This is a genomic window from Amorphoplanes digitatis (assembly GCF_014205335.1).
GTDB lineage: Bacteria > Actinomycetota > Actinomycetes > Mycobacteriales > Micromonosporaceae > Actinoplanes > Actinoplanes digitatus.
Genome location: NZ_JACHNH010000001.1, coordinates 5,864,964 through 5,888,507, shown reverse-complemented (window position 1 = coordinate 5,888,507; position 23,544 = coordinate 5,864,964). Strand labels below are relative to the sequence as shown.

Below are 23,544 nucleotides of genomic sequence, written 5' to 3'. Positions count from 1 at the left end.
CTTCGTTCGGGTTGGCAGGAGTGCGAGCGGCTAGCGGCCGGTCCAGACGGGAGCGCGTTTCTCGGCGTACGCGCGGACGCCCTCGGCGGCGTCCGCCGAGGCGATCACCTCGCCGGCGATGCCGGAGAGCCGGTCGAACGCCTCCGCGGTGCTCCAGTCGCCGTGCTCGTCGACGATGCGTTTGGACAGGAGCACGGCCAGCGGTGCGTTGGCGGCGATGTGGTGTGCCAGTTCGAGCGCGGTCGCCAGGGCCTCGCCGGGAGCGGTGACGCGGTTGACGAGGCCGAGTTCGTGCAGCCGGCGGGCGGGCATCGGCTCGCCGGTGAGCGCGAGTTCCAGGGCGGTGGCGCGGGGCAGGCTGCGCGCGAACCGCAGCACCCCGCCGGCCGCGGCGACCAGGCCGCGCTGGACCTCGGGGAGGCCGAAGGCGGCGTTCTCGCCGGCCACGATCAGGTCGGCGGCGAGCGCGAGTTCGCAGCCGCCGGCGACGGCCGCGCCCTCGACGGCGGCGATCAGCGGCTTGCGGGGCGGCCGGGCGGTGAGGCCGAGCAGGCCGCGGCCCTCGGTGACCGGGTACTCGCCGCGCGCCGCGGCCTTGAGGTCCATGCCCGCGCAGAACACGGTGTCGCCGCCGGTCAGTACGGCGACCCGGGCGTCCGGGTCGGCCTCGAACGCGTCGACGGCGCGTTCCAGGGCCCGGGCGGTGGCCAGGTCGACGGCGTTGCGGACGGCGGGCCGGTTCAGCCGGATGACGGTGACCGGGCCCTGCCACTCGACGAGCACGGGCGGCTCGCCGGCCGGTGGCAGCGGCGCGGGCGTGGTGTCGGCGACGGTGAAGCCGTCACCGGTGACCTCGATGCGCCAGCCGAGCGGGTCCTCGGCGAGCAGCCGGTCGATCAGCGCGCGGTCGCGGGTGCGGCGCACCACCCGCGCGCCGTCCGGGGTGAGCGCGGTGACGATGCCGGCCTCCGGTTCGCCGTCGCGGCCGTACGGGACCGTGTACGCCTCGACGACGGCGGTGCCGGTGCGGATCGTGCTGACCTTGCGGGCGGCGGGGCGGGGCAGTCGCAGGTCGGCGGCGATGTCGCGGTACCCGCGCGCCGGCGGGCGGGCGGAGAACACGCCGATCGCGTGCTTGGTGAGATACCAGCCGACGGCGGTGGCCAGGCCGTACCCGTCCGGGTCGGCGCGCAGCAGCGGCACCAGGTTGGCGACGGCGTGGCTGGCGTAGTTGTTGCCGGGCCCGCCGGCGAACGTGAGCCCACCGGTGACGGTGAGCGGGCGGGCCGGGTCGTCGACCGGCAGCCCGAGTTCGGCGGCGGCGATCTGCACCGCCGAGGGGAAGCAGGCGTACAGGTCGATGTGGCGGATGTCGTCGATGGACATCCCGGTGTGGTCGAGCACGGCTCTGCCACAGGCGGCGACAGCGGGTGAGCAGGCCAGGTCGGCGCGCTCGGTGACGTACCACTGCTCGGTGGCGTGCGCGCCGGCGTGCGCGAACACCCACCGGTCCTGTGCGATGCCGGCGCGGCGCGCGGCCTCGGCGCTGCACACGATGATGCCGCTGGCCTGGTTGACCTGGAGGTGTGCGGTGAGCAGCTTCGGGTACGGCGCGGCGATCGGGCGGTTGACACCGTCGAGTGCGGCCAGTTCGGCGGCGGAGCGGCGGCCGGGCAGCCAGGCGTACGGATTGCTCGCGGCCACGTCGGCGAACCGGGACCAGAGCTTGGTGATCCGGGCGCGGTGCCGGTCCGGTGACAGCCCGAGGCGGCCGCGGATCGCGGACTCGATGAGCGCGTACAGGTGGATGGGCGCGACGAGGCCGGCCGCGGTCTCGGCGTCGTTGTTCGGCACGGTGTCGGCGCCAATGGTGCGTGCCGGGGCCGTACCCTCCGGCTGTGCGGGCCAGGCCAGGTCGCGGCCCGCGCGTTCCGCGGCGGCGGCGGTCGCGGCGGCCTCGGCGCCGCCGAGCAGGGCGACCGAGACCTCGCCGGCGGCGATCGCGGCGGCCGCGTCGTTCAGCAGCCGCAGCGAGCCGTCCCCGCCGAGGAGGCTGGTCTGCACGGTACCCGCCGGCCGGGCGTCGACCGCCTCGGCGATCAGGGCGGCGCCGTCCGGGTACTGCCACGAGACGCTGGCGACGTAGCCGACCGAGTCGGCGCCGGCGAGCAGTTCGGCGCCCGCGCCGGCGTCCTGCGCGGCCAGCCGCAGCGCGCGCACGGCGAGCGACACCGGGTCCGCGCCCCGCGGTTCGGTGGAGCGGTCGGAGACCTGCCCGACGCCGACGATGACCGGCGTCCACGGGTCGATGTCCCGGCCGGTGCGCTCGTGGCGGATCGGGGCACCCCTGGTGCGCGCCGGTCGCGCGGCGGCGGCTGGCGCGGTGGCGGCCGGCGCGGCGGGGCGTTCGGCCGGCGGCGCCTGCGCGGAGACCGCGGTGGCCAGCTTCTCCAGGGATTTCTGCATGGCCTCGGCGAGGTTGCGGGCCAGCATCGCGCCGAGCGGTCCGTCCGCCGTGCCACCCTCGACGCCGCCGTCGCAGCGGACCAGGGCGCCGCCGGCGGCGGGCGCGACGGACAGGTAGAACCCGACGGTGATGCCCATCGGGCCGGTGCCGTCCAGCCAGACGGTCCGCGGGGGCGCGATGCCGGTAACCGTCCAGCGCACGTCGCTGGGCACGCCCATCAGCTTGACGCGCTGCGTCATGCGCGCGCCGGGCGTGAGCTCGGCCGGCGGCCGCGCCGGCCAGCCGGCGTGCGGCACCAGCCAGTCGCCCATCCGGGCGGGGTCGGCGAGGACCGCGAAGATCCGGTCCGGGTCCGCGGCGATCTCGGTCGCGGCGACATAGGGGTACGCGAAGACGCGCGGCAGTTCGACCGGAGTCAGCGAGCCGGGCGCCGCCGGTCGCCGGATCAGCCGGCTCACCGTGGTGGCGGCGACGGCCCGGCCAACGGCGAGGCCGGCACGGAGCCGCGCGTACGGGCGCGGAGCAGGCATCGATGATCCCCTAACAGTCTGGCGTGACGGTATGTCAGTGACCTGAGTCACGGCAACCCGTAGGAGATCTTGGTGTGGACCCAACTAACCGTCAAGGCGTACGGTAAGTGCCGTGACGGTGGAACCGAGCCGGCGTACCCAGGCGCAGCGCCGCGAGGCGACCCGGTCGAAGATTCTCGACGCCACGGTGCAGTCCCTGGTCGAACGCGGATACGCGGAGACCACCACCGCCGAGGTCCTGGCCCTGGCCGACGTGCCCCGTGGCACGCTGCTGCATCACTTCCCGACCAAGGTCGACCTGCTCGTCGGGGCCGTGCAGCACCTCGCCCGGCGGCGGCTGGAGGTGCTGTCCGCCGAGATCGCCACCGTCCGGACCACCGCGCCCGGCGGCACCGACCAGTTCGACGCCCTCATCGACATCATGTGGCGGCACTTCTCCTCGCCGCTGTTCTGGGCCGCGCTCGAACTGTGGACCGCCGCCCGCACCGACGCCGAGCTGCGCGCGGCGCTGATGCCGGTGGAGAAGGAGGTGTTCGGGGTGCTGCACGAGCGCGCCCGGCACCTGTTGCAAGGCCCCGCGCCCGGCGACCCGCGGCTGGCCACCGTGGTGCAGCTCAGCTTCGAGGTACTCACCGGCCTGTCCATGACCGGCATCGTCAGCGGCGACCTGGCCCAGCGGGAGGTGCTCATCCGGCGCTGGAAGCGCGCCGGCGCCGTCCTGCTCGGCCGGCGCGACCCCGACACTCTCGTCGAACGCGGTTCAAAGGAGATCTGATCATGGACGACCCCTTCGAGACCACCGAGCGGACGGCGCTGCGCCAGTCCACCGCGCAGTTCGTCCGCCGTGAGATCACCCCGCACCTCGACGACTGGGAGCGTGCCGGCGAGATCCCGCGCGACCTGCACCGCCGCGCCGCCAAGGCCGGGCTGTACGGCGTCGGCTTCGCCGAGGAGCACGGCGGCGACGGCGGCGACACCATCGACACGGTCGTCGCCACCGAGGCCTTCCTCGAGGCGGGCGGATCGTCCGGCTGCCACGCCGCGCTGTTCACCCACGGCATCGCCCTGCCGCACATGATCGCGACCGGCGACCCCGCGCTGATCGACCGGTTCGTCCGGCCCGCACTGGCCGGCGACGTGGTCTGCTCGCTCGGCGTCACCGAGCCGGACGCCGGCTCGGACGTCGCCGCGCTGCGCACCACCGCGGTCCGCGACGGCGACGACTACGTCGTCAACGGCGCCAAGATGTTCATCACCTCCGGCACCCGCGCCGACTTCGTGACCACCGCGGTGCGTACCGGCGGCCCCGGCGCGTCCGGCATCAGCCTGATCGTCATCGAGAAGGGCACGCCCGGCTTCTCGGTGTCGCGCAAGCTCGACAAGATGGGCTGGCTCTGCTCGGACACCGCGGAGCTGTCGTTCACCGACTGCCGGGTGCCCGCCCGCAACCTGGTCGGCGCCGAGAACGGCGGGTTCATGCTGATCGCCCAGGTGTTCGTGCCCGAACGGATCATCGCGGCGGTGCACGCGTACTCGGTGGCGCAGCGGTGCCTCGACCTGACCCTCGGCTACGCGCGCTCCCGCGAGACGTTCGGCAAGCCGCTGGTGGCCCGGCAGGTGGTGCGCCACAAGCTGGTGCAGATGCGGCAGCGCATCGAGCTGGCCCGCGCGTACACCCGGACGGTGGCGGCCCGGCACGCGGCCGGCGACCAGGTCGCCGGTGAGGCGTGCCTGGCGAAGAACGCAGCGGTGGAGGCCTGCAAGTACGTGGTCGACGAGGCGGTGCAGCTGCACGGCGGGATGGGGTACATGCGCGAGACGGAGGTGGAGCGGCACTACCGCGACACCCGGATCCTCGGCATCGGCGCGGGCGCCAGCGAGGTGATGGCCGACCTGGCCGCGAAGCTCTTCGGCTACGACCACTAACCCTTCACCGCTGCCGCGCCGATTCTCCACATCGGCTGCCTAGCGTTTCCGGCATGCGTGTGACGATGATCCTGCCCGCGTTGACCGAGGCGACCAGCCCGCTGTTCCGCCCGGTCAAGTACTCGTTGTTCCCGCCGCTCGGGCTGGCGACGCTGGCCGGCTACCTGCGCGACGACGACGAGGTGCGGATCCTCGACGAGCACGTGGAGCGGATCGACACGCGGGTCGCGGACGACCGGCCCGACCTGGTGGTGATCCAGGTGTACATCACCTCGGCGCGGCGCGGCTACGAGCTGGCCGACCGGTACCGCGAGCGCGGCGTCTTCGTGGCGCTCGGCGGGCTGCACGTGACCTCGCTGCCCGACGAGGCCGCCGCGCACGCCGACGCGATCTTCCTCGGGCCGGGCGAGGACACCTGGCCGCGCTTCCTGGACGACTTCCGGGCCGGCGAGCCGGCGAGCCGGTACGTGTCCACCGAGCGCACCCTGAAGGGGCTACCGCCGATCCGGCGCGACCTGATCAAGCGGGAGCGCTATCTCGTGCCCAACTCGATCGTCGTGTCCCGGGGCTGCCCGCACCACTGCGACTTCTGCTACAAGGACGCGTTCTTCACCGGCGGCAGGTCCTTCTACACCCAGCTGGTGGACGACGCCCTCGCCGAGATCGAGCGGCTGCCCGGGCGGCACCTGTACTTCCTCGACGACCACCTGTTCGGCAACCGGCGCTTCGCCGAGGCGCTCTTCGACGGCATGGCCGGCATGGGCCGGGTCTGGCAGGCCGCGAGCACGGTCGACGCGATCCTCGCGCCCGGCCTGCTGGAGAAGGCCGTCGCGGCCGGGATGCGCAGCGTGTTCGTCGGCTTCGAGACGATCAACGAGGCCAACCTGACCGAGCAGCGCAAGCGGCAGAACGTCGGCCGCAGCTACGAGGCCGTGACGCGGCGGGTGCACGACGCGGGCGCGATGATCAACGCCAGCTTCGTCTTCGGGATGGACGGAGACGGCCCCGACGTCTTCGACCGTACGGTCGACTGGGCGGTCGCCACCGGGCTGGAGACCGCGACGTTCCACATCATGACGCCGTACCCGGGCACCGCCCTGTTCCGCCGGATGGACGCGGCCGACCGGATCGTGCACCGCGACTGGGACCTGTACGACACCCGGCACGTCGTGCACCGGCCGCGCGGGATGAGCGCCGAGCAGCTCGAGGCGGGCTACTGGCGTGCGTACCGGAACTTCTACACCTGGCCCGCCATCTGGCGCGGCGCCGCCGGCAAGCCGGGCGGCGACCGCCTGCGCCATCTCGCGTACGCGGGCGGCTGGAAGAAGTTCGAGCCGGTCTGGGACGCGCTCATCCGCTCCGGTCAGGTGCTGCGCGCCCTGCCGCTGCTGGAGGCGGCGCTGAACAGGTTCCACCGCCGATAACGGTCCTGTTCTGTCCGCAATCGGTGGCAGGGTGGATGCCATGAACACAAAAGACATCCAGGTCACCTTCGACGCACTCGACCCGCGCGCGCTGTCCTCGTTCTGGCGCGACGCGCTGGGCTACGTGCACCCCGGGCCGCCCGGGGTCGAGCTGCCCGAGGGCGCCGATCCGCTGGCCGCGTGGGAGGACTTCCTCGTACGGGTCGGCGTGCCCAAGGAGCAGCACAACACGCGATCGGCCATCGAGGACCCGACCGGCAGAGGCCCACGGATCTTCTTCCAGCAGGTGCCCGAGGAGAAGGTCGCGAAAAACCGGGTGCATCTCGACGTCCGTGCGGCTCCCGGGCTACAGGGCGAGGAGCGGATGGCGGCGCTGGAGGCCGAGTGCGACCGGCTCGTCGCGCTGGGCGCGAAGCGGGTACGCCGTGACGAGCCCGCACCCCCGCTGAGCGCCGGTTTCATCGTGATGACCGACCCCGAGGGCAACGAGTTCTGCCTCGACTGACGAGGCGTCCAGTCGACTTCCAGCCGAGGTCCAGTCGTCGCCGAAAACATCACCGGTAACCACAGTCGCCTCCATCCATCAAGGAGAGCCATGAAACCGCGACGGTTACCGCCTCTTCGTCGTCTCCTCGCCGTCCTGGCCGCCGCGACGGCCGGACTCGCCCTCGTCGTCGCGCCGGCCGGCGCGCAGGCGGCCAGCCCGCGCGCCGTGTTCAGCGCCGCCGCCGCCAAGCCGGCGCCGATCAGCGTGAATGTCGCCGGTGCCCCGATCCGCTGCGACGTCAGCTACGGCAACGACGTCACCGTTTCCGGCGGCTTCCTCAACGTGACCTGGGCGGTCGCCTGCCGGTGGACCGATGACGGCCAGCTGGCGTCCGAGACCGACGCCATCTTCATGACCGTCGGCATCGCCCAGCGCGGCGTCATCCTCGCACCGGTGCTGCCCTGCCCGGTGATCATCGGCGCGGCCGGGACCTGCAATCACCGGGTGCCCTTCGACGGCACCTCGGGGCGCGTACAGAGCATCATGGATGCCGTCGTGACCTGGAACGACGGCTACCCGCCGATCAGGGGAAGGTTCCTCTCGCCCGGTTCCATCATCACCTGAACCATCCGCTTCCGAGCCGACGAGCCCTCCCCGGCGGGAGGGCTCGTCACCATCGCCACCGCAGGAAGCGGCGCTGATGGCGGACGATCAGGCGGCCGGCGCGCTGCTTGCCGTGCACCACGAAGTGCCGGCCGGCACCCGCCGCGTGCGCGGGAACGCCCTGCACGCTGGCGGAGCCCGCGATGAACTCCACGCCGTCGATGTCCGCCGAGGCGCCGGCCGGCAGGACCAGCGTCGTCGTCCCGGCCGAGACGTTGAGCTCGATCTCGACGACGCTGTGGCCGATGACGGCGTCGGTGAAGTCGAGCTTCACCGAGCCGGCCCGGGCCGTGGCCAGCAGCCGCCGGGGAACGACCCACGTGCCCTGGCGCTTCAGGGTCGCGGCCGTGGTGCGCAGCTCCGTGAACTCCGGCGCCGGCGCGGCGACCACCGTGCCGCCCGGTATGTCGGCGACGTACGGCGCGACCTCGCCGAACGTGCGCGCCGCCAGCACCGCCGACAGCCGCTGCTCGAACTCCTCCAGCGAGAGACGCCCCTCGCCGAGCGCCTGCTGCAACCGCTCGGCGACTCGGGTTGCGATCGGCGTCGGACATGCGCCATTCGGGAGGGCGCGGCACCAGCTCCTCGCTCATTTCGCCACTGTAAGGGATTACGGGATGACGGCGCCGCCGCGAATGCGCAGCAGCTGCATCGTGCGCGCGTTCCAGATCTCGATGGTGACCAGCGGCAACTGCCGGCTCCACTGTTGCAGGGTTCCGGCGTGCGCCTCCGCGTCGACCATGCCCGCCATGCAGAACGCGCACGGCTCCTGTTCGACGATCACCCGGATGGTGCGGCCGCGCAGCGTCTCGGGCGGCAGGCCCTGCAGGTCGCGGATCATCTGGTTGGCCAGCATCTCCTCGGCGTGCCCGTGCGCCTGCGGCGTGTTGAACGGCGACTGCACCACCTGCGGCGGCGGGTCGCGCAGCACCACCCGGGTGTTCGTCGATCCGCCGACCCAGCGCTGGTTCTCGAAGCCGGGGATGTCGGTGCGGGCCACCGCCGCGGTGCCGCCCTGCACCGCCTCCGCGCTGGCCGGCAGGTCCACCCGGACGACGCCGGTGGTGCGGCGCAGGAACGCCCGGAACTGCTCGAGGTCGCCGCGCAGCGTGACGAAGGTGCCCTGCAACGGGGTGACGGTGACCTCGGTGACCGCCATGCCCGTCTCGGTCATCCGCAGCCCGAGCGCCAGCGCCCGCTCGTACGTCTCCAGCCGGCCCGCCTGGCCCATGCCGTACCCGCGCGACCAGGGCGGGTGGAACACCCGGCTGCCCTGGTTGATCCACACCGGGGTCTGCGCGTCCAGCGGCCGGATGATCTGCACGGTGCCGGTGAACGCGCCCTCCGGCCCGCCCGCCGTCAGGGGCAGCACCTGCGGCTGCACCGGCGTGAGGGTTGGCGTGGGCGCGCTCGTGGAGGCCGGGACGGGGTCGCCGGCGGTGAGCAGCGGCCGCGCCGGCACCGGACGGCCGCCGGCGATCGGCACGGTGGTGCCGCTCGCCACGTGGGTGAGCGTGCCGTCGCCGGTGGCGGGGTTCACCCGCAGATGGAAGATCTCGCCGCTGCTCAGGTGCTTGGCGAACACCCGCGCCTCGCCGGTCAGCGGGTCGAACACCACGTCGGCGAACTCCCACTCCAGGGTCCGCCCGGCGGCCCGCGGCAGCGAGACCAGGCCGGTCGGCCCGGCGCGGACCAGCGCGGTGCTCTCGACGGTGCGGCTCGCCCGCAGCGCCACCGACATCTCACCGGCCGCCGCCCGTACGCCGCCGATCAGCACCGGTGCGACCGTCAGCACCGCCGATGCGGCGTCGATCCAGGCCACGAAGTTCGCCACCGCCGCCGCGTCGAAGCCACCGAGGCCGGACAGGGCCATCGCCTGTAGCTCGTCGGCCCGGCCGCGGGAGCGCACCGCGCCGCCCACCGTTGCGCCGACGCCGACCGCCAGCCCGCCGACCGCGAGCCCGCCGGTGAGCACCGCGGCCAGCCCGAAGCCGATCAGCGCGGCGGCGCCCAGCAGCACCGAGACGATCTCGCGCCACCGGTCGTTGCTCTTGATGACGGCGCGGATCCACTCGCCGTACTTCGGGTCGACCTGCGCGTACAGGTCGATGATCGGGGCGAGCGCCGGCATGATGCCGGAGTCGTACAGGTAGTCGTCGTCGCCGGCCACCTTGGCGCGGGTGCTCGCCAGCGCGGCCAGGATCTCGTTCAGCTTGGCGATCACGTTGTTCGCGTCGACCTCGTCCGGGTCGACGATGGGGCGGTAGCCGCGTCCCTTGAGGAACTCGTTGAGGAACACCATCCAGCCGGAGACGTAGCCGCGCAGCGGCGGCACGCTGTCCAGGTGCCGGTCCAGGGCGCCCATGTCGTCGGCCAGCCGCACCCGCGCGTCGGCCAGGAACCGTTCCAGCACGAACCGCAGGGCAACGTAGTTGTACGCCGGATGGACGGCGCCGATGTCCAGGACGCCGATCTCGTCCTCGGGTGCGGGCCGGTGCACCGACTGCAGGATGGTGCGTTCGGCCTCGCGGCGCTGCGGGTCGGCGATCGCCGCGGCCACCCCGGCCGCCCGGATCTCGTCGTCGGACGGCTTGGCGCCCTGCCACTCGTACCGTTCCCCGACGACGTTCGGTCCCCAGTCGGCGACCCGGCCCTGCCGCTCCATCACCTCCATGCCCAGGTCCCACGCGTCCATCGGATGCAGGTACTCGCGGATGCTCGCGGTGACCTCGTCCTCGGTCACCGCCGGCGGTAGCCCGAGCCGGTCCAGGGCGGCGAGCACGTCGGGCAGCTCCGGCGGATAGCCCCGGGACAGCATGGTGCCGTGCGCGTAGAACTGGCTGATGTACTGGTGACTGCCGATCGTCTGCACGCGGGCGAGCTGCGGCGCCGGGCTGCCCGGCGGCGGCTCGTTGGCCAGCAGGAACTCGATCGAGTCGACAAGCCGCTTGGAGATCCACACCCGCTCGCCGAGCCGGTTCGCCTCGACCGCCGCGGTGCGCAGCATCGCCACGGTCTCCTCGCTGACCGCGCCCTGCGGGTTGGTCAGCTTCTGCCGCGCCACCGTGTCCAGGAACTGCGCGGTGGCGTCCATCCGGAACAGCAGCATGGCGCGGGTCTGCCGGACGTAATCGGCGAGCAGTTGGTCGCGCACGAGCCCGGCCGCGGCGATCGGCCCGGCCGCCACCGACTGCGGCGCCGCGACGGACATGCCGATCGAGGCCTCCAGCGCGTCCGGGCCCAGCTCCACCACGCTCGGCGCGTACGCCCGGGAGAAGTCGGCGTCGGCGGCGGCCTCCTGCTCCAGCACCGCCAGGTTGCCCTCGGCCGCCATCCGGTCGGCCGGGTCGGTGAGCCCGGGCAGCCGCCCCCGCAGGTCGGCGATCGCGCTCTGCAGGGAATCACCGCCGAGCGCGTGCGCGTAGTCGGCGCCGATCGACATCTGGGTCAGGTCGTCGCGGGCGAAGTAGGGCGCGCCGCCGGCCTGCTGCCGGACGTGCGCGAGCTCGTGCGCCAGCAGCCCCGCGGACGGCGACTGCCCGGCGCCGAGGTAGACGTCCCCGCCGTACGTGACGGCCCTGGCCTGCAACAATGCGGCGACCGAGGCCGCCTCGTCGCCGGTGTGCAGCCGCGCCCCGACCGCCGGGCCGTCCCCGGTGGCCTCCCGGGCGGCCCGCTCGACGCCGTCGCCGGGCGAGGTCATCGGTGTGCGGCCGGACAGCAGCGGCGCCAGCAGGTGATTCGGCAGCGTGGCGCGGGCGACGACCGAGGCCGGGATCTGCGCCCCGCCCAGCCGGAGCCCGAGCAGCGCGGCGGCCACGGGGTCGGGCCCGTCCGTGCTCCGGGCGGGTGCCGCGGACGCGCGCTCGGGTACGGGTGCGTCCTCGCGCTGCCGATCGGGCATTCCCTCAGTGTCGGGCGGTGACCCTTACCGGGGGAGGGCCGTCGGGGCAACCAGAGGGGCACGCCCCTGTGCCAGCAGCTGGCGTGCCATCACGATCCGCTGGATCTGGTTGGTGCCCTCGTAGATCTGGGTGATCTTCGCGTCGCGCATCATGCGCTCGGCCGGGAAGTCCTGCGTGTAGCCGTACCCGCCGAGCAGCTGGACCGCGTCGGTGGTGACCCGCATGGCGACGTCCGAGGCGTAGCATTTCGCGGCCGCGCCGAAGAACGGCAGGTCGGGGTCGTCGCGTTCGGACTTCGCCGCGGCGGCGTACACCAGCTGCCGCGCGGCCTCCAGGGTCATGGCCATTTCGGCGAGCATGAACTGGATGCCCTGGAACTCGGCGATCCGCTTGCCGAACTGGGTGCGCTCCTTCACGTAGTCGAGCGCGCAGTCCAGCGCGCCCTGCGCGATGCCGACCGCCTGGGCGCCGATCGTCACGCGGGTGTGGTCCAGCGTCCGCAGGGCGATCTTCAGGCCCTCGCCGGGCGCGCCGATCATGCGGTCGGCCGGCAGGCGTACGTTGTCGAAGTGCAGCTCCCGGGTCGGTGAGCCCTTGATGCCGAGCTTGCGCTCCTTGGCGCCGAAGGAGAACCCGGCGTCGGACTTCTCCACCACGAACGCGCTGACGTTGGCGCCGCGCCTGCCGTCCGGGTCCGTCACGGCCAGCACGGTGTAGTACTCGGAGAAGCCGGCGTTGGTGATCCACGACTTCTGGCCGTTGAGGATCCACCCGTCGCCGTCCGGCGTGGCCCGGGTGGTCATCGAGGCGGTGTCGCTGCCCGCCTCCCGCTCCGACAGGCCGTACGAGAACGCGGCGGTGCCCCGGGCCAGAGGCGTGAGGTAACGCCGCTTGAGCTCCTCGGAGCCGCCGAGCATCAGCGGCAGGCTGCCCAGCTTGTTGCAGCCGGGTATGAGCGACGACGTGGCGCAGACCCGGGCCACCTCCTCGATCACGATGCAGGTTGCCAGCGCGTCCGCGCCGGCCCCGCCGTACTGCTCCGGCACGTGCGGCGCGTGGAAGTCCGTCGCGACCAGGGCGTCGTACGCCTCCTGCGGGAAGCGTGCCGCCTGGTCGACCTCCGCCGCGTACGGGGCGATCTTGTCCCGGGCGACGGCCCGGACCGCCTCGCGCAGGGCCTCGTGGTCCTCCGAGATCCGGAACATGTCTTCTCCTTATCCGTGTACGAACAGCACTGTCGCGCCGAGCGCGACGCCGGTGACGAACACCGTGGACACCGCCGCGAGCGCGATCGCGCCCGGGCTGCGGCGCACCAGCGAGGCCAGGTGCACGCTCGCGCCCATCCCGAACAGGGCCGCGCCGAGCGCGGTCACCTGGAGGGTGCCGATCCCGCCGAGCGCGGCCTGCGGGACGACGCCGGTGCTGCGCAGCGCCGCGCAGGCCAGGAAGCCGAGGACGAACAGCGGCACCAGCGGCGGGCGGGCCGCGGCGCCGCCCTCGGCGGGCGTGCGGAGGCGGCGCAGCACGCTCACGCCCGCGACCACCGGCGCCAGCAGCAGCACCCGGGTGAGCTTGACGACGACCGCGACCGTGACGACGGCCGCGCCGGCGGGGCTGGCGGCCGCGACGACCTGGCCGACCTCGTGCACGCCCGCGCCGGTCCAGACGCCGTACTGCACGTCGCCGAGGCCGAGCGGCCCGCGCAGCAGCGGGAACCCGACGAGCGCGACCGTGCCGAACAGGGTGATCATCGCGATGGCGGCCGTGACGTCCTCGTCGTCGGCGCCGGCGGCGTCCTCCATCGCGGCGATCGCGGACGCGCCGCAGATCGCGACGCCGGTGCCGATGAGCAGGCTGCGCGCGCCGCCGAGCCGCATCCGGTTGCCCAGCCACGTGGTGAACAGCAGGGTGGCCAGCAGGGTGCCGGCCACGATGGCGACCACCGGCGCGCCCAGCGCCGCGACGGAGCCGAACGACACCGAGAAGCCGAGCAGCAGCACCCCGGCGCGCAGCATCCGCCTGGTCAGCCGCCCGAGCCCGGCCCGGCACCGGCCGGGCAGCACCCGCAGGTTCGCGGCGGCGACGCCGAGGGCGACCGCCCAGGTGAGGATGCCGACCGCGGGCACCAGCCGGTGGAGGGCGACGGCGCCGCCGAGCCCGGCGGCGGCCGCCAGCAGGCCGGGCATCAGCCCGGCCGGGCGCTGTCGGTCCGGAGCCGCGACGGCGACGTGCACGGCGGTCATCGCGCGATCCGCGCCAGGCTGGACGGGTAGGCCGCCCGCCCCGCGATCAGCAGCGCGATGGCGGCAACGGACACCAGCGGGACGTACCGCATGGCGGTCTCCAGGCCGAGCCGGTCGGCCAGGATGCCGGTTACCAGCGGCCCGGCCGCCAGGCCCAGCAGGTTGTTGAAGAAGGTGTACGTGCCGAACGCGGTGGCCCGGATCGACTCGTGGGTCAGCCGGGCCACCATCGCGCCGGTCGGACCGGTCGAGCCGCCGGCGAAGAAGCAGCCCACCGCGAGCAGCGGCAGTTGCGCCCCGCCCGGTTCGAGCGCGAAGCCCGCGGCCAGGGAGGCCGCGGACAGCACGCAGAAGGCGATGGCCGCCGTCGCCTGGCTGTCGGCCCGGTCCGCGACCGCGCCGCAGACGATCATGCCGACGCCCATGATCAGGATGAACACCGCGGCCACCTTCGCCGCCGCGTCCGGCGCCATCGAGTAGCCCCGGTTGAAGTAGCTCGGCAGCCAGGCGAACAGCGAACCGGCGATGAACAGTTGCAGGCCGCCGCCCAGGTAGGCCAGCACCACCGCGGGCGTGGAGAACAGCGTGGAGAGCTTGGCGCGCCGCTGCCCGCTTCCCTCTTCCTCGATCTTGTACGCGGTGAGCCGGCGCTCGCCGATCACCGCCCAGTAGAGGCCGGCGAGCACGAGGCCGAGGACGCCCATCGCGGCGAACGCCCAGCGCCAGCCGAACTGGGCCGCGAGCACGCCGCCGAGCGCGACGCCCAGCACGGAGCCGAACGACCCGCCGGCCATGAACGCGCCGGTCAGGGCCGCCCGCCGGCGCGCCGCGAACACCGCCAGCACGATCGCGAGCCCGACGCTGCCGTACGCGGCCTCGCCGACGCCGATGAGCAGGCGGGCGGCGAGCAGGTGGCCGTAGCCGGCGGCGAGCGCGCAGCCGATCGTCGCGAGGCTCCAGACCACGGCCGTGAGCACGACCGACCTCGCCCGGCCCCAGCGGTCGCCGACCAGCGACAGCGGCACCGCGAGTACGCCGACGGTCAGGGCGACCACGCTGGTCAGGCTGCCCAGTTGGGTGTCGGTGAGGCCCCACTCCTGCTTCAGGAACGGGAAGACCGCCGACAGGACCTGTCGCGACATGTAGTCCGACAGCAGCAGCCCGAACGTGAGCGCGAAGACGACACAGGGGAAGACCCGGCGGGCCGGGGCGGCGACGTCGATTGCCACGACCTGCCTCCTGTCTCTGCGTTGGTCCTTATCGGCCACGGGCGGCGTGATGGAGGCAACAGTAGGCGTGACAACCGCCACACACTTATCCCTACGGGTCGAGTTCCTTAACCTTGAGGGACATTGCTGACCGCTTTAAGGCTGCTTATTCGATATGCCGGGTTCGGCGGCAATCTCGATCTCACGAGGTCGGCAGGTCCAGCGGGCGCGTCCACTTCGGACGTCCGGCGGCATACGCTGAGGCGTGGCAACCGAGGTGAGCAACGCCGAGCCGGCGGGGTATGACCGGCTCCTGAACATCTCCGCGAGCGCGGTGACCGTGGCGGCCGGCGTCCTCGGTGTCTTCGGGATCGGCACGGGGATCGTCACCGCTCTGCTGCGCAACGCTCCCGAGGCCGCCCTCACGAGCACGTGCGTCGCGGGTGTCGCGGTGCTCGCGGGCCTCGCCTCCGCCCTGGTTCGCACCGACCTGACCGTTCGGAACGGTCCCCGGGGCGTGCGGGGCGGCCTCGCCGCCGCCGGGGTGCTCGCCGCCGTGATGTGGGCCCTGGTGGGATGGGCGTACCAGCAGAACGGCGCCCGGACGACGTTCAACGCCTGGGCCTGGTACGCCTTCATCGGCGGGATCGCGGCCGGGACTATCGCCGCCATCGCATGGGTCACGCGGCGTTCCCGCCTGCGGTTGCGCACCGGCCTGGCGTTGACCGGGGTCTTCCTCTTCGGCTCGGCCGTGCTGGCGATGGTCGTGCTGGCGACGGCCACGCTGCGGACCACGGGCAGACCCACGATCGCGCTGGAGGTGACTCCGGCGAAGGAGCCGGCCGGCTATGTCACGCTCGCCGGCAAGATCACCGCACAGGGGCTGTCGAACGACGAACGGTACGAGATAAAGGCGCGCCTCCTGCCGGATCCGGCGACGCTGAACGGCGGCACGGAGATCTTCCGCGCCTACGTCGGCCCGGACCGCGACGGCGCGGTGTCGTACCCGTTCACGGTGTCGTTCGTGCCGGAGACCGGCCGGTCATGGATCGGGGTCACCGCCCGGGTGATCGGCGAAGGGCGAGCCGATCAGGAGCCGGCCGACGGCTGTGCGTCGCCGGCCGAGCCGGGCGTCAACTGCACGCTGGTCCTGGCGCCGGCCGGCGTTGCTCCGACGCCGACCGGGTGATCGGGTGATCTCGCCGCCGGGTGCGGCGGCGTGCGACGATCGGGCGATGATCGATGCCCGGCACGACGCGGATCCCGCCGCCGACCTGCGGCGGCCGCGCGCCCTGTCCGCCGCGGTCCGGGTGCTGGCCGGCGCCGGCAGCGTCATCTTCGGCCTGTACGTGGGCGGCATGAACGCCACCGCCTATGAGGCGGAGTGGCACGTCTCGGTGTTCGCCGCGGTGGTGATCATGGGTGGTGTCGTCCTGATCGCGCGGGCGCGGCGGCGGGAGCGGACCAGCCGGCCCGGCCGGATCGCCGGCACCGCGGTCGGCGTGGTCGGCCTGCTGGCCGGCACCGTGATCCCGATGGGTCAGGTCTGTTGCGACGCCGCCTGGACCGTCAGCCTGGGACTCCCGATGCCGTGGAGCACCGGCGGCGGCGACACCTGGTCGCAGGCCGTCGGCGACGCCTGGCACGGATCCTGGGACCCGGTTTCCGCCCTTGCGAACGCCATATTCTGGGCGTATGCGGGCATGATCGTCGCGATCGCCGCCGACCTGCTCCGGCGTGCGAACGGCCGTCAGTAGCTGTCGCTCACGGCTATCGGCATGCGGCAGCGACCGGCGTCACAATGACCACCCCATTGTTGTCACCTTCCGTGTTGAGGCGGGCGCCGGGAGAGTTGTGACGAGGACGTCATACCCGCCGGTAGGGGATGCGGTGCCGCCGGCGGCCGGGTGTCGCGAAAGGACCTGGTCATCGGGCATCGCGCGCGGAGATCGGCGCGGCGCCCAGGTCGGTGCACGGGCGCCGGCCGGCGATGGACTCTGTGGACCGTCCGGCCGGCGCCATTGATCTCACTTAAAGTGATGAATCCGTCCGGTATTGCGAGCTTGACATTGATCTCTCTAATTCACTTATAGTCACCGTCGTGAGTGGGAGTGTGCGGTCCGTCGGTGTGCTTGAAATCCAGCCTGAACTGGGTGAGGCCGAAATCGGTTCGGTGAGGGTCGAAGAGCCCGATTTAACCGAGCGTGTTGAATTTGAAGGCTCGCTTGAGAGCCTGATTGCCACCCTGGGTGACGAACCTGCCCCGAATACGTGGCTCCGATGGTTCAGGTCGGCGCACGACGGAGTCGACGTGGGGCTGGATCTGCTCCCCTTCGATGTCGAGGACGACTGGCACCCCTCGGTCGAGTGGGAGGCGTCCGCCGCGGCCGAGCCCGAACCGGAACCGGCGCCGGCGGTTCCGCCCGCCCCGAAGGCGCGCCGCACCGGGAAGCTCAGATCACGGCGGATGCGGATCGCGCTGGTCGGGATCGCGTCGCTTGCCGTGCTCAATCTTGGCGCGTCGCTCAGCGATCGTGCCGGCGCGCCGGACGATTCGCCGGCGTCCGGCGGCGCCGCCACGGCCCGTCCGGGCACGCTCGAGAGCCGGGCGCACATCGATGGCCTGCGCTTCTTCCCGCTGCCGGCCCTGTCGTCGTCGCTCGGTGCGCGCGCCGAAGCAACCGGGCCCGCCGCGCGACGGTGACCGCAAATTGATCTTGCAGGCGGGGCATCCGTTACGATCCTCCCGCCTGCCGCGCCGCGGTCTCGTGCCGCGTGCGCAGGGGCCCGGCCAGGCGCGCGCGACGACGTAACCGGACCCGGCAGGAGGCGGCGACCCACAGTGGCCCATTTGCACTACCGGCATGCGGCGATGAACAGCGGCAAGAGCACGATGGTGCTGCAATACCGGCACACCTACGCCGCGTGTGGCCGCCGAGGGTTGCTGATGACCCGCCTCGACCGGGCCGGCACCGGAATAGTCTCCTCCCGCATCGGCCTCACCGCCGACGCCCTCGAGATCGGCGCGGAGGCGGACCTCACCGACCTCGTCCTGCTGCGGCCCGGCCCGAGCGTCGACCACGTCATCGTCGACGAGGCCCAATTCCTCTCCCCGGACCAGGTCGACCAGCTCGCCGCCCTGGTGGACGATCACAACATCGACGTCTTCGCGTTCGGGCTGCTGTCGGACTTCCGCGGCCTCCAGTTCCCGGGGTCGGCCCGGCTGGTCGTGCTGGCAGACGTCGTCGAGGCGCTACAGGTGTACCCGATGTGCTGGTGCGGCCAGCCGGCGCGGATGAACGCCCGGGTGGTGAACGGGGTGATGGTCCGCGACGGCGACACCGTCGTGGTCGGCGACACCGAGGCCGGCGTCGGCTACGTGGTGCTGTGCCGGCGCCACCACCGGGCGGGACAGCCGTACGCCCCGGAGCCGGAGCCGGAGCCGGAGCCGGAACCGGAACCGGAGACGGAGCGGACGCCGGTCGGCGCCGGCCACGTCGAGTAGCGTCCGCACCCCCTCGTCGTCGCGGTTGCGGTATGAATGGTCCCGGGGGGATCACGATGGCTGACGGGGGGCACCCGCTGCGCTTCGGCGTGCTCGTCACGCCCGGCGCCGGATCGCCCGCGCTCGCGCGACGGGCCGAGGAGCTCGGCTTCGACCTGGTCGCCGTCCCCGACGGTGGCCAGGAGCTCGACGCGTGGACCCTGCTCGGCTGGATCGCCGGTCGCACCGAGCGGATCGGCCTGCTCGCCGCCGGCCTCGACGTGTCCGACCGGGAGCCGGCCGTGCTGGCCCGCTCGGCGGCCAGCCTCGACCTGCTCACGGGTGGGCGGCTGGAGCTGGCCCTGGCCGGGGAGCCCGATGCGCTGGGCGAGGCCATCGACATCATCCGCGGCGTGCTCGACGCCGGCGAGGCCACCCCGGTGCGGCACCTCGGCCGGCACTACCGGGTGCCGCGGGCACAGCGCGGTCCGCTGCCGGCGCACCGGATCCCGATCATGGTGTACGGCGACGATCCGGCGCTGGCGCGCGTCGCCGGGCGTACCTCCGACGGGTTATGGGGTAGCGGGTCCGGCGCCCTGCTCGACGAGGCGGCGGCCGAGGCCGGGCGCGAGCCCGCCGAGCTGCGCCGCGTCGCGGCCATGCCGCCGTCGGCGACCGCCGCCGACCTCCTCGCGCTGGGCGCCGACACCGTCCTGATCCGCACCGACGACCCCGAGGAGCTGAGGCACTTCGCCGAGAAGATCATTCCGGGTCTCCGGCAGACCGATCCGGCCCCGGCCACCCGGCGCCCCGCGGCGGTACGCGCGAAGCGCCGCACCGGCATCGACTACGACAACCTCCCCGCGTCCCTGGCCGAGACGGCCGTGGAGCCGGGCGATCTCGAGTACGCCCGGGTCCGCTCGACGTACCTGCGCGGCGGCAGCCCCGGCCTGGTGCTCCGGCCCCGCACGACCGGCGAGGTGGTGGCGGCACTCGGATACGTCCGGGCGCACCCGGAGCTGCCGTTCGGCCTGCGCAGCGGCGGACACGGCGTGAGCGGCCGGTCCACGAACGACGGCGGCCTGGTGATCAGCCTCGCGGCCCTGGACTCGATCGAGATCATCGACGAGCCGGGGCGCCTGGTCCGGGTCGGGCCTGGCGCGCGCTGGACGGACGTCGCCGGCGCGCTGCTGCCGCACGGCTGGGCGTTGAGCTCGGGCGACTACGGCGGCGTCGGGGTCGGCGGCCTGGCGACGGCCGGCGGGGTCGGCTGGCTGGCCCGCAAGCACGGCCTGACCATCGACCGCCTGCGCGGGGTCGAGATGGTCCTGGCCGACGGCGCGGTCGTGCGCGCCTCGCCGGCCGAGCACCCGGACCTGTTCTGGGCGGTCCGCGGCGCCGGCGCGAACTTCGGCGTGGTGACCAGCTTCGACTTCGAGGCCGACGAGGTGGGCAAGGTCGGCTTCGCCCAGCTCGTGGTGGCCGCCGACGACCCGGCCGACCTGCTGGTCAAGTGGGGCCGGGCGATCGAGGCGGCGCCGCGCGAGGTCAGCGGCCAGCTCATCATGGGCCCGCCGCGCGCGGGCAGCCCGGCGTTCGCCCGGCTGCTGGGCGTCGTCGACGCGGAGGACCCCGAGACGATCATCGACCTGCTCCAGCCGATCGCCGCGGTGGCGCCGCTCTACCAGCAGAACGTCACCCTCCTGCCGTACCCGGCGGTGATGGCGAACGCGGGCGAGGGTTACCACCGGGGCCAGGGCGAACCGGTCGCCCGGTCCGGGCTGATCGAGCACCTCACGCCGGAGTTCGGCAGGGCGGCGGCCGAGCTGCTCGCCTCGGGCGCGGTCCACTGGTTCCAGATCCGCACGGTCGGCGGCGCGGTCGCCGACATTCCGGAGGAGGCGACGGCCTACGCACATCGCTCCGCCAACTTCTCGGTCACCGTGATGGGCTCGTCGGCACGCAGGGTCGACGCCGCCTGGCAGGACCTCTACCGGCACTTCGACGGCCTGTACCTGAGCTTCGAGACCGATCAGAGCCCGGCCCGGCTCGCCGACGCGTTCCCACCGGCCACCCTCGCCCGGCTGCGCGAGCTCAAACGCCGCTACGACCCGGGCAACCTGTTCCGCGACAACTTCAACATTCCTCCGGACGAGGAGCAGCGATGACCGACTACGGCCACGACCTGATGTTCGGCGCGTTCATCACGCCCACCGCCGAGCCGCCCGCGCGGGCGGTCGAGCTCGCCGTCGTGGCGGACCGGGCGGGACTCGACCTCGTGACCTTCCAGGACCACCCCTACATCGCGCGGTTCCACGACACCTGGACGCTGATCTCGTACGCCGCCGCGCGTACCGAAAGAATCCGCCTCAGTGGCAACGTCCTGAGCCTGCCGCTGCGCGACCCGGCGGTGCTGGCCCGCGCGCACGCCTCGCTGGACCGGCTCACCGGCGGCCGGATAGAACTGGCCATCGGTGCCGGTGCCTTCTGGGACGGCATCGAGGCCATGGGCGGCCGGCGCCTCACCGCGGGCCGGTCGGTCGACGCCCTCGGTGAGGCGATCGAGGTGATCCGCCAGGTCTGGGACGCGGACCGGCCCGGACCGGTACAGGTCCGCGGCTCCTACTACGAGGTGGCCGGCGCCAAGCGCGGACCGGCGCCGGCGCACGACATCGGCATCTGGGTCGGCGCCTACAAGCCACGGATGCTGCGCCTGATCGGCCGGGCCGCCGACGGGGTGCTGCCGTCGCTGTCCTACCTGCCGGGCGGGGCCGCCGACTACGCCGGCCTCAACCGGCACATCGACGACAGCGCCGCGCAATCCGGCCGGGACCCGCGCCGGATCCGCCGGCTCCTGAACATCAACGGCACCTTCTCCGCCCTCGGCCGGTCCTTCCTGGACGGACCGGCCGAGCAGTGGGCCGAGGACCTGGCCGGCCTGACCCTCGAGTACGGCGTCAGCACCTTCATCCTGGCCACCGACGACCCCGCCGAGCTCGAGGAGTTCGCCACGGACGTGGCCCCGGCCGTCCGGGAGCTGGTCGCCGCCGAACGGGTCAGCAGTTCTTGATGTACCAGACCGGGTTCCAGTCGTACGGCCCGTGCTGCGTGCCGTCCGGCGTGATGTAGCTGCCGATCTGGTTGTGGAACTGGTTGCGGAAGTACGACCGCACGCCCCGCAGCCCGGCCGGCCTCTGGTTGTCGAGGTAGTACCCGTCACCGAGCCAGTTGGACAGCTCGTACTCCCGGCAGTTGTAGAGGTAGAAGATCGCCCAGCCGCCGAGCCGGGCGCCGCCCTGCCCGTCCACCCAGAGATAGTTGGGCTCCCACGCGAGGGCGCAGAGGTAATCCAGGTCGCAGCCGTACCCGCCGTCCGGCCGGATGTACTTCACCGTTACCGCCGGATAGATCGAAGGGGACGGCGCGGCCGCGAGCGAGGCGGCGGCCGCCGGTGCGGGTGGGGCGATCGCCTGGACGGCCCGGCCGGGGTTCGGGCCGGCCGACGCCTGCGCGGGCACCGTCAACGTCGTCAGCAACACCGCTGCGACGAGGGCCGCGCCACTTCTCAGGATGTTCCGATTCATCGCGCACTCCTGTCCGAATGGACGGGAGGAACCAGTGGGTAAACGCAGAACTGGACCGGATGCCGATCCGTGACCCCCGTCCACTGAAGATGGTCGTGCCTCGGTCGCGGCTCGTCAATGCCGGTCCGGTGGGGGGATCCGCGGCGCGAACGGGCCTCGGCCCGCGCGGATGTTCGCTAGCTTTCCGGCATGGACCAGCGCACCGAGGACTTCATCGCGGCCTTCCAGATCTTTCTCGACGAGGTGGTGGCCAATCACCGGGAGGGCGCTCAGGCCGACGGCGACCGCGCCCTCGCGCCGATCCTGCACGAGCACCTGGGCGCCGACCCGCGGAGCATCGCGGTGGTCGGCGAGGAGATGCCGGCGTACCGGTTCGTTGACCTCGACATAGCGCTCGCCGAGCTACAGGACCGCGACGGGGAGGCCCAGCTGCTCGGCATCGGCGGCGGCGAGCAGCGTAACCACCACTCGCTCGGCGAGCTGCTGGAGATGGCCGGGCGCTTCCAGCAGTTCCCGGTGGGCGCGGTGGACTACGCGAGCGTCGCCACCGGGCCGCAGAGCACGCGCGAGGCCGTCTCGTTCGGGCTGCGCCTCTTCTCGTACGGCGCAAGCCCCGTCGCGGTGCTGCAACGCGCCGCCGCCGCGCGCTACGGCAGCATCACCGCGCGAATGGAGATCCTCAGCCCGGCGCCGGGTGTCGCTGCGGCGCTGATCGCCGAGGTGCGCGAGCTGATGGTGCTCCGGTCGGTGTTTCGCGGACAGGTGCTGACCCTCGGCGGCTCCGACTTCGAGCCGGGCGTCGGCGGCATCACCTTCCACCGGCGTTCCGCCCTCGCCCCGGACGACATCGTGCTGCCCGACGGCATGCTCGACCGGCTGCACCGGCACGTCGCCGGGGTGGCGCGGCACCGCGAGCGGCTGCGCGCCGCCGGCCAGCACCTCAAGCGCGGCCTGCTGCTCTACGGCCCGCCGGGCACCGGCAAGACGCACACCGTGCGGTATCTGCTCGGCGCGCTGCCCGAGCTGACCGTGGTGCTGCTGTCCGGCCCGGCGATCCGGCACGTCTCCGAGGCCGCCCGGATGGCCCGCGCCCTCCAGCCGGCGCTCGTCGTGCTGGAGGACTGCGACCTGGTGGCCGAGAGCCGCGACCACGGCCCGGGCTCCCAGCCGCTGCTGTTCGAGGTGCTGGAGGCGCTCGACGGGCTCAGCGACGACGCCGACGTGGCATTCCTGCTCACCACGAACCGGGTCGACGTGCTGGAGCCGGCCCTGGCCCAGCGCCCCGGCCGGGTCGATCTGGCCGTCGAGGTGCCGCTGCCCGACCAGCGGGCCCGCCGCCTGCTGCTGGCCCGCTACGCCCGGCGGATCGCCTTCTCGCCGGCCGAGCTGGACGACGTCGCGACCCGGGCCGAGGGCATGACCGCGTCGTTCTTCAAGGAGCTGGTGCGCCGCGCCGTCCTGATCGCCGCCGAGGCCGACCGGGACACCACCGACGAGGACCTCACCCGGGCCACCCGCGAGATGCTCGACGAGGCGCAGAGCATCACCCGCTCCCTGCTGGGCTCCACCGACCCGGGCTGACCGCCCCGCCGTACTCAGGACATTTCCGCACGACCGCCGTTT

General features: G+C 73.1%; 19 protein-coding genes. 12 read left to right on the top strand and 7 right to left on the bottom strand.

Going from position 1 to position 23,544, the window contains the following annotated elements; all coding sequences use genetic code 11:
* Positions 1-30 precede the first annotated feature (30 nt).
* Positions 31-2,997, bottom strand: a complete 2,967-nt coding sequence (locus tag BJ971_RS25855; RefSeq protein WP_184995798.1) for a type II toxin-antitoxin system Rv0910 family toxin — start codon at positions 2,995-2,997, stop codon at positions 31-33.
* 112 nt (positions 2,998-3,109) lie between these two features.
* On the opposite strand from BJ971_RS25855, the gene BJ971_RS25850 reads away from it, so the two are divergent.
* The 5 genes from BJ971_RS25850 (at position 3,110) to BJ971_RS25830 (ending at position 7,458) form a co-directional block, all read left to right on the top strand.
* Positions 3,110-3,772 (top strand): TetR/AcrR family transcriptional regulator, encoded by a 663-nt coding sequence (locus BJ971_RS25850; protein ID WP_184995797.1) that lies wholly within the window; start codon positions 3,110-3,112, stop codon positions 3,770-3,772.
* Between the two features lie 2 nt (positions 3,773-3,774).
* Positions 3,775-4,923, top strand: coding sequence for an acyl-CoA dehydrogenase family protein (locus BJ971_RS25845; RefSeq protein WP_184995796.1), 1,149 nt, complete (start codon positions 3,775-3,777; stop codon positions 4,921-4,923).
* A 53-nt stretch (positions 4,924-4,976) separates the two neighbouring features.
* A complete protein-coding gene (locus tag BJ971_RS25840; protein WP_184995795.1) occupies positions 4,977-6,347 on the top strand; it encodes a B12-binding domain-containing radical SAM protein in 1,371 nt (456 codons plus the stop codon).
* A gap of 40 nt (positions 6,348-6,387) precedes the next feature.
* The gene (locus BJ971_RS25835) at positions 6,388-6,852 is read left to right on the top strand and encodes a VOC family protein (protein WP_184995794.1); all 465 of its coding nucleotides are present in this window, start codon (positions 6,388-6,390) and stop codon (positions 6,850-6,852) included.
* A 90-nt stretch (positions 6,853-6,942) separates the two neighbouring features.
* Complete coding sequence (locus BJ971_RS25830) at positions 6,943-7,458, top strand: hypothetical protein (protein ID WP_184995793.1); 516 nt, start codon at positions 6,943-6,945, stop codon at positions 7,456-7,458.
* A 46-nt stretch (positions 7,459-7,504) separates the two neighbouring features.
* Here BJ971_RS25830 and BJ971_RS25825 read toward each other — a convergent pair whose 3' ends face one another.
* The 5 genes from BJ971_RS25825 to BJ971_RS25805 form a co-directional block, all read right to left on the bottom strand.
* Positions 7,505-8,038 carry a DUF1707 SHOCT-like domain-containing protein gene (locus tag BJ971_RS25825; protein WP_275411345.1) on the bottom strand — a complete coding sequence of 178 codons (534 nt, stop codon included), beginning with the start codon at positions 8,036-8,038 and terminating at the stop codon, positions 7,505-7,507.
* Positions 8,039-8,107: 69 nt separating this feature from the next.
* Positions 8,108-11,401, bottom strand: a complete 3,294-nt coding sequence (locus BJ971_RS40700) for an eCIS core domain-containing protein (protein ID WP_203709105.1) — start codon at positions 11,399-11,401, stop codon at positions 8,108-8,110.
* A 24-nt stretch (positions 11,402-11,425) separates the two neighbouring features.
* On the bottom strand, positions 11,426-12,607 hold the full coding sequence (locus BJ971_RS25815) for an acyl-CoA dehydrogenase family protein (protein ID WP_184995791.1): 1,182 nt from the start codon (positions 12,605-12,607) through the stop codon (positions 11,426-11,428).
* A 9-nt stretch (positions 12,608-12,616) separates the two neighbouring features.
* Positions 12,617-13,645, bottom strand: coding sequence for a YeiH family protein (locus tag BJ971_RS25810; protein ID WP_184995790.1), 1,029 nt, complete (start codon positions 13,643-13,645; stop codon positions 12,617-12,619).
* Positions 13,642-14,874 (bottom strand): MFS transporter, encoded by a 1,233-nt coding sequence (locus BJ971_RS25805; protein ID WP_203709106.1) that lies wholly within the window; start codon positions 14,872-14,874, stop codon positions 13,642-13,644. The genes BJ971_RS25810 and BJ971_RS25805 overlap by 4 nt, the downstream gene beginning before the upstream one ends.
* 244 nt (positions 14,875-15,118) lie before the next feature.
* Here BJ971_RS25805 and BJ971_RS25800 point away from each other — a divergent pair, with 244 nt between their 5' ends.
* The 6 genes from BJ971_RS25800 to BJ971_RS25775 all read left to right on the top strand — a co-directional run bounded on the left by BJ971_RS25800 (position 15,119) and on the right by BJ971_RS25775 (position 21,407).
* Entirely contained in the window at positions 15,119-16,042 is a 924-nt protein-coding gene (locus BJ971_RS25800) for a hypothetical protein (RefSeq protein ID WP_184995789.1), read from the top strand.
* Positions 16,043-16,088: 46 nt separating this feature from the next.
* Entirely contained in the window at positions 16,089-16,610 is a 522-nt protein-coding gene (locus BJ971_RS25795; protein WP_184995788.1) for a hypothetical protein, read from the top strand.
* Between the two features lie 344 nt (positions 16,611-16,954).
* Complete coding sequence (locus BJ971_RS25790; RefSeq protein ID WP_184995787.1) at positions 16,955-17,557, top strand: hypothetical protein; 603 nt, start codon at positions 16,955-16,957, stop codon at positions 17,555-17,557.
* Positions 17,558-17,695: 138 nt separating this feature from the next.
* Positions 17,696-18,358, top strand: a complete 663-nt coding sequence (locus BJ971_RS25785) for a thymidine kinase (RefSeq protein ID WP_184995786.1) — start codon at positions 17,696-17,698, stop codon at positions 18,356-18,358.
* Positions 18,359-18,414: 56 nt separating this feature from the next.
* Positions 18,415-20,505, top strand: a complete 2,091-nt coding sequence (locus BJ971_RS25780) for an LLM class flavin-dependent oxidoreductase (RefSeq protein WP_184995785.1) — start codon at positions 18,415-18,417, stop codon at positions 20,503-20,505.
* Positions 20,502-21,407, top strand: a complete 906-nt coding sequence (locus BJ971_RS25775) for an LLM class flavin-dependent oxidoreductase (protein ID WP_184995784.1) — start codon at positions 20,502-20,504, stop codon at positions 21,405-21,407. Before BJ971_RS25780 ends, BJ971_RS25775 begins: the two co-directional genes overlap by 4 nt.
* On the opposite strand, the gene BJ971_RS25770 is transcribed toward BJ971_RS25775, so the two are convergent.
* A complete protein-coding gene (locus BJ971_RS25770; protein WP_184995783.1) occupies positions 21,394-21,921 on the bottom strand; it encodes a hypothetical protein in 528 nt (175 codons plus the stop codon). The genes BJ971_RS25775 and BJ971_RS25770 overlap by 14 nt on opposite strands.
* 189 nt (positions 21,922-22,110) lie before the next feature.
* Between BJ971_RS25770 and BJ971_RS25765 the strand changes: the two genes are divergently transcribed.
* On the top strand, positions 22,111-23,502 hold the full coding sequence (locus tag BJ971_RS25765) for an AAA family ATPase (RefSeq protein ID WP_184995782.1): 1,392 nt from the start codon (positions 22,111-22,113) through the stop codon (positions 23,500-23,502).
* Positions 23,503-23,544: the final 42 nt, after the last annotated feature.

What these genes read in the sequence shown, in the direction of transcription:
- BJ971_RS25855 (WP_184995798.1), bottom strand. Translation starts at nt 2,997, where the DNA reads ATGCCTGCTCCGCGCCCGTACGCGCGGCTCCGTGCCGGCCTCGCCGTT.
- BJ971_RS25845 (WP_184995796.1), top strand. Translation starts at nt 3,775, where the DNA reads ATGGACGACCCCTTCGAGACCACCGAGCGGACGGCGCTGCGCCAGTCC.
- BJ971_RS25840 (WP_184995795.1), top strand. Translation starts at nt 4,977, where the DNA reads ATGCGTGTGACGATGATCCTGCCCGCGTTGACCGAGGCGACCAGCCCG.
- BJ971_RS25835 (WP_184995794.1), top strand. Translation starts at nt 6,388, where the DNA reads ATGAACACAAAAGACATCCAGGTCACCTTCGACGCACTCGACCCGCGC.
- BJ971_RS25830 (WP_184995793.1), top strand. Translation starts at nt 6,943, where the DNA reads ATGAAACCGCGACGGTTACCGCCTCTTCGTCGTCTCCTCGCCGTCCTG.
- BJ971_RS40700 (WP_203709105.1), bottom strand. Translation starts at nt 11,401, where the DNA reads ATGCCCGATCGGCAGCGCGAGGACGCACCCGTACCCGAGCGCGCGTCC.
- BJ971_RS25815 (WP_184995791.1), bottom strand. Translation starts at nt 12,607, where the DNA reads ATGTTCCGGATCTCGGAGGACCACGAGGCCCTGCGCGAGGCGGTCCGG.
- BJ971_RS25810 (WP_184995790.1), bottom strand. Translation starts at nt 13,645, where the DNA reads ATGACCGCCGTGCACGTCGCCGTCGCGGCTCCGGACCGACAGCGCCCG.
- BJ971_RS25795 (WP_184995788.1), top strand. Translation starts at nt 16,089, where the DNA reads ATGATCGATGCCCGGCACGACGCGGATCCCGCCGCCGACCTGCGGCGG.
- BJ971_RS25780 (WP_184995785.1), top strand. Translation starts at nt 18,415, where the DNA reads ATGGCTGACGGGGGGCACCCGCTGCGCTTCGGCGTGCTCGTCACGCCC.
- BJ971_RS25775 (WP_184995784.1), top strand. Translation starts at nt 20,502, where the DNA reads ATGACCGACTACGGCCACGACCTGATGTTCGGCGCGTTCATCACGCCC.
- BJ971_RS25770 (WP_184995783.1), bottom strand. Translation starts at nt 21,921, where the DNA reads ATGAATCGGAACATCCTGAGAAGTGGCGCGGCCCTCGTCGCAGCGGTG.
- BJ971_RS25765 (WP_184995782.1), top strand. Translation starts at nt 22,111, where the DNA reads ATGGACCAGCGCACCGAGGACTTCATCGCGGCCTTCCAGATCTTTCTC.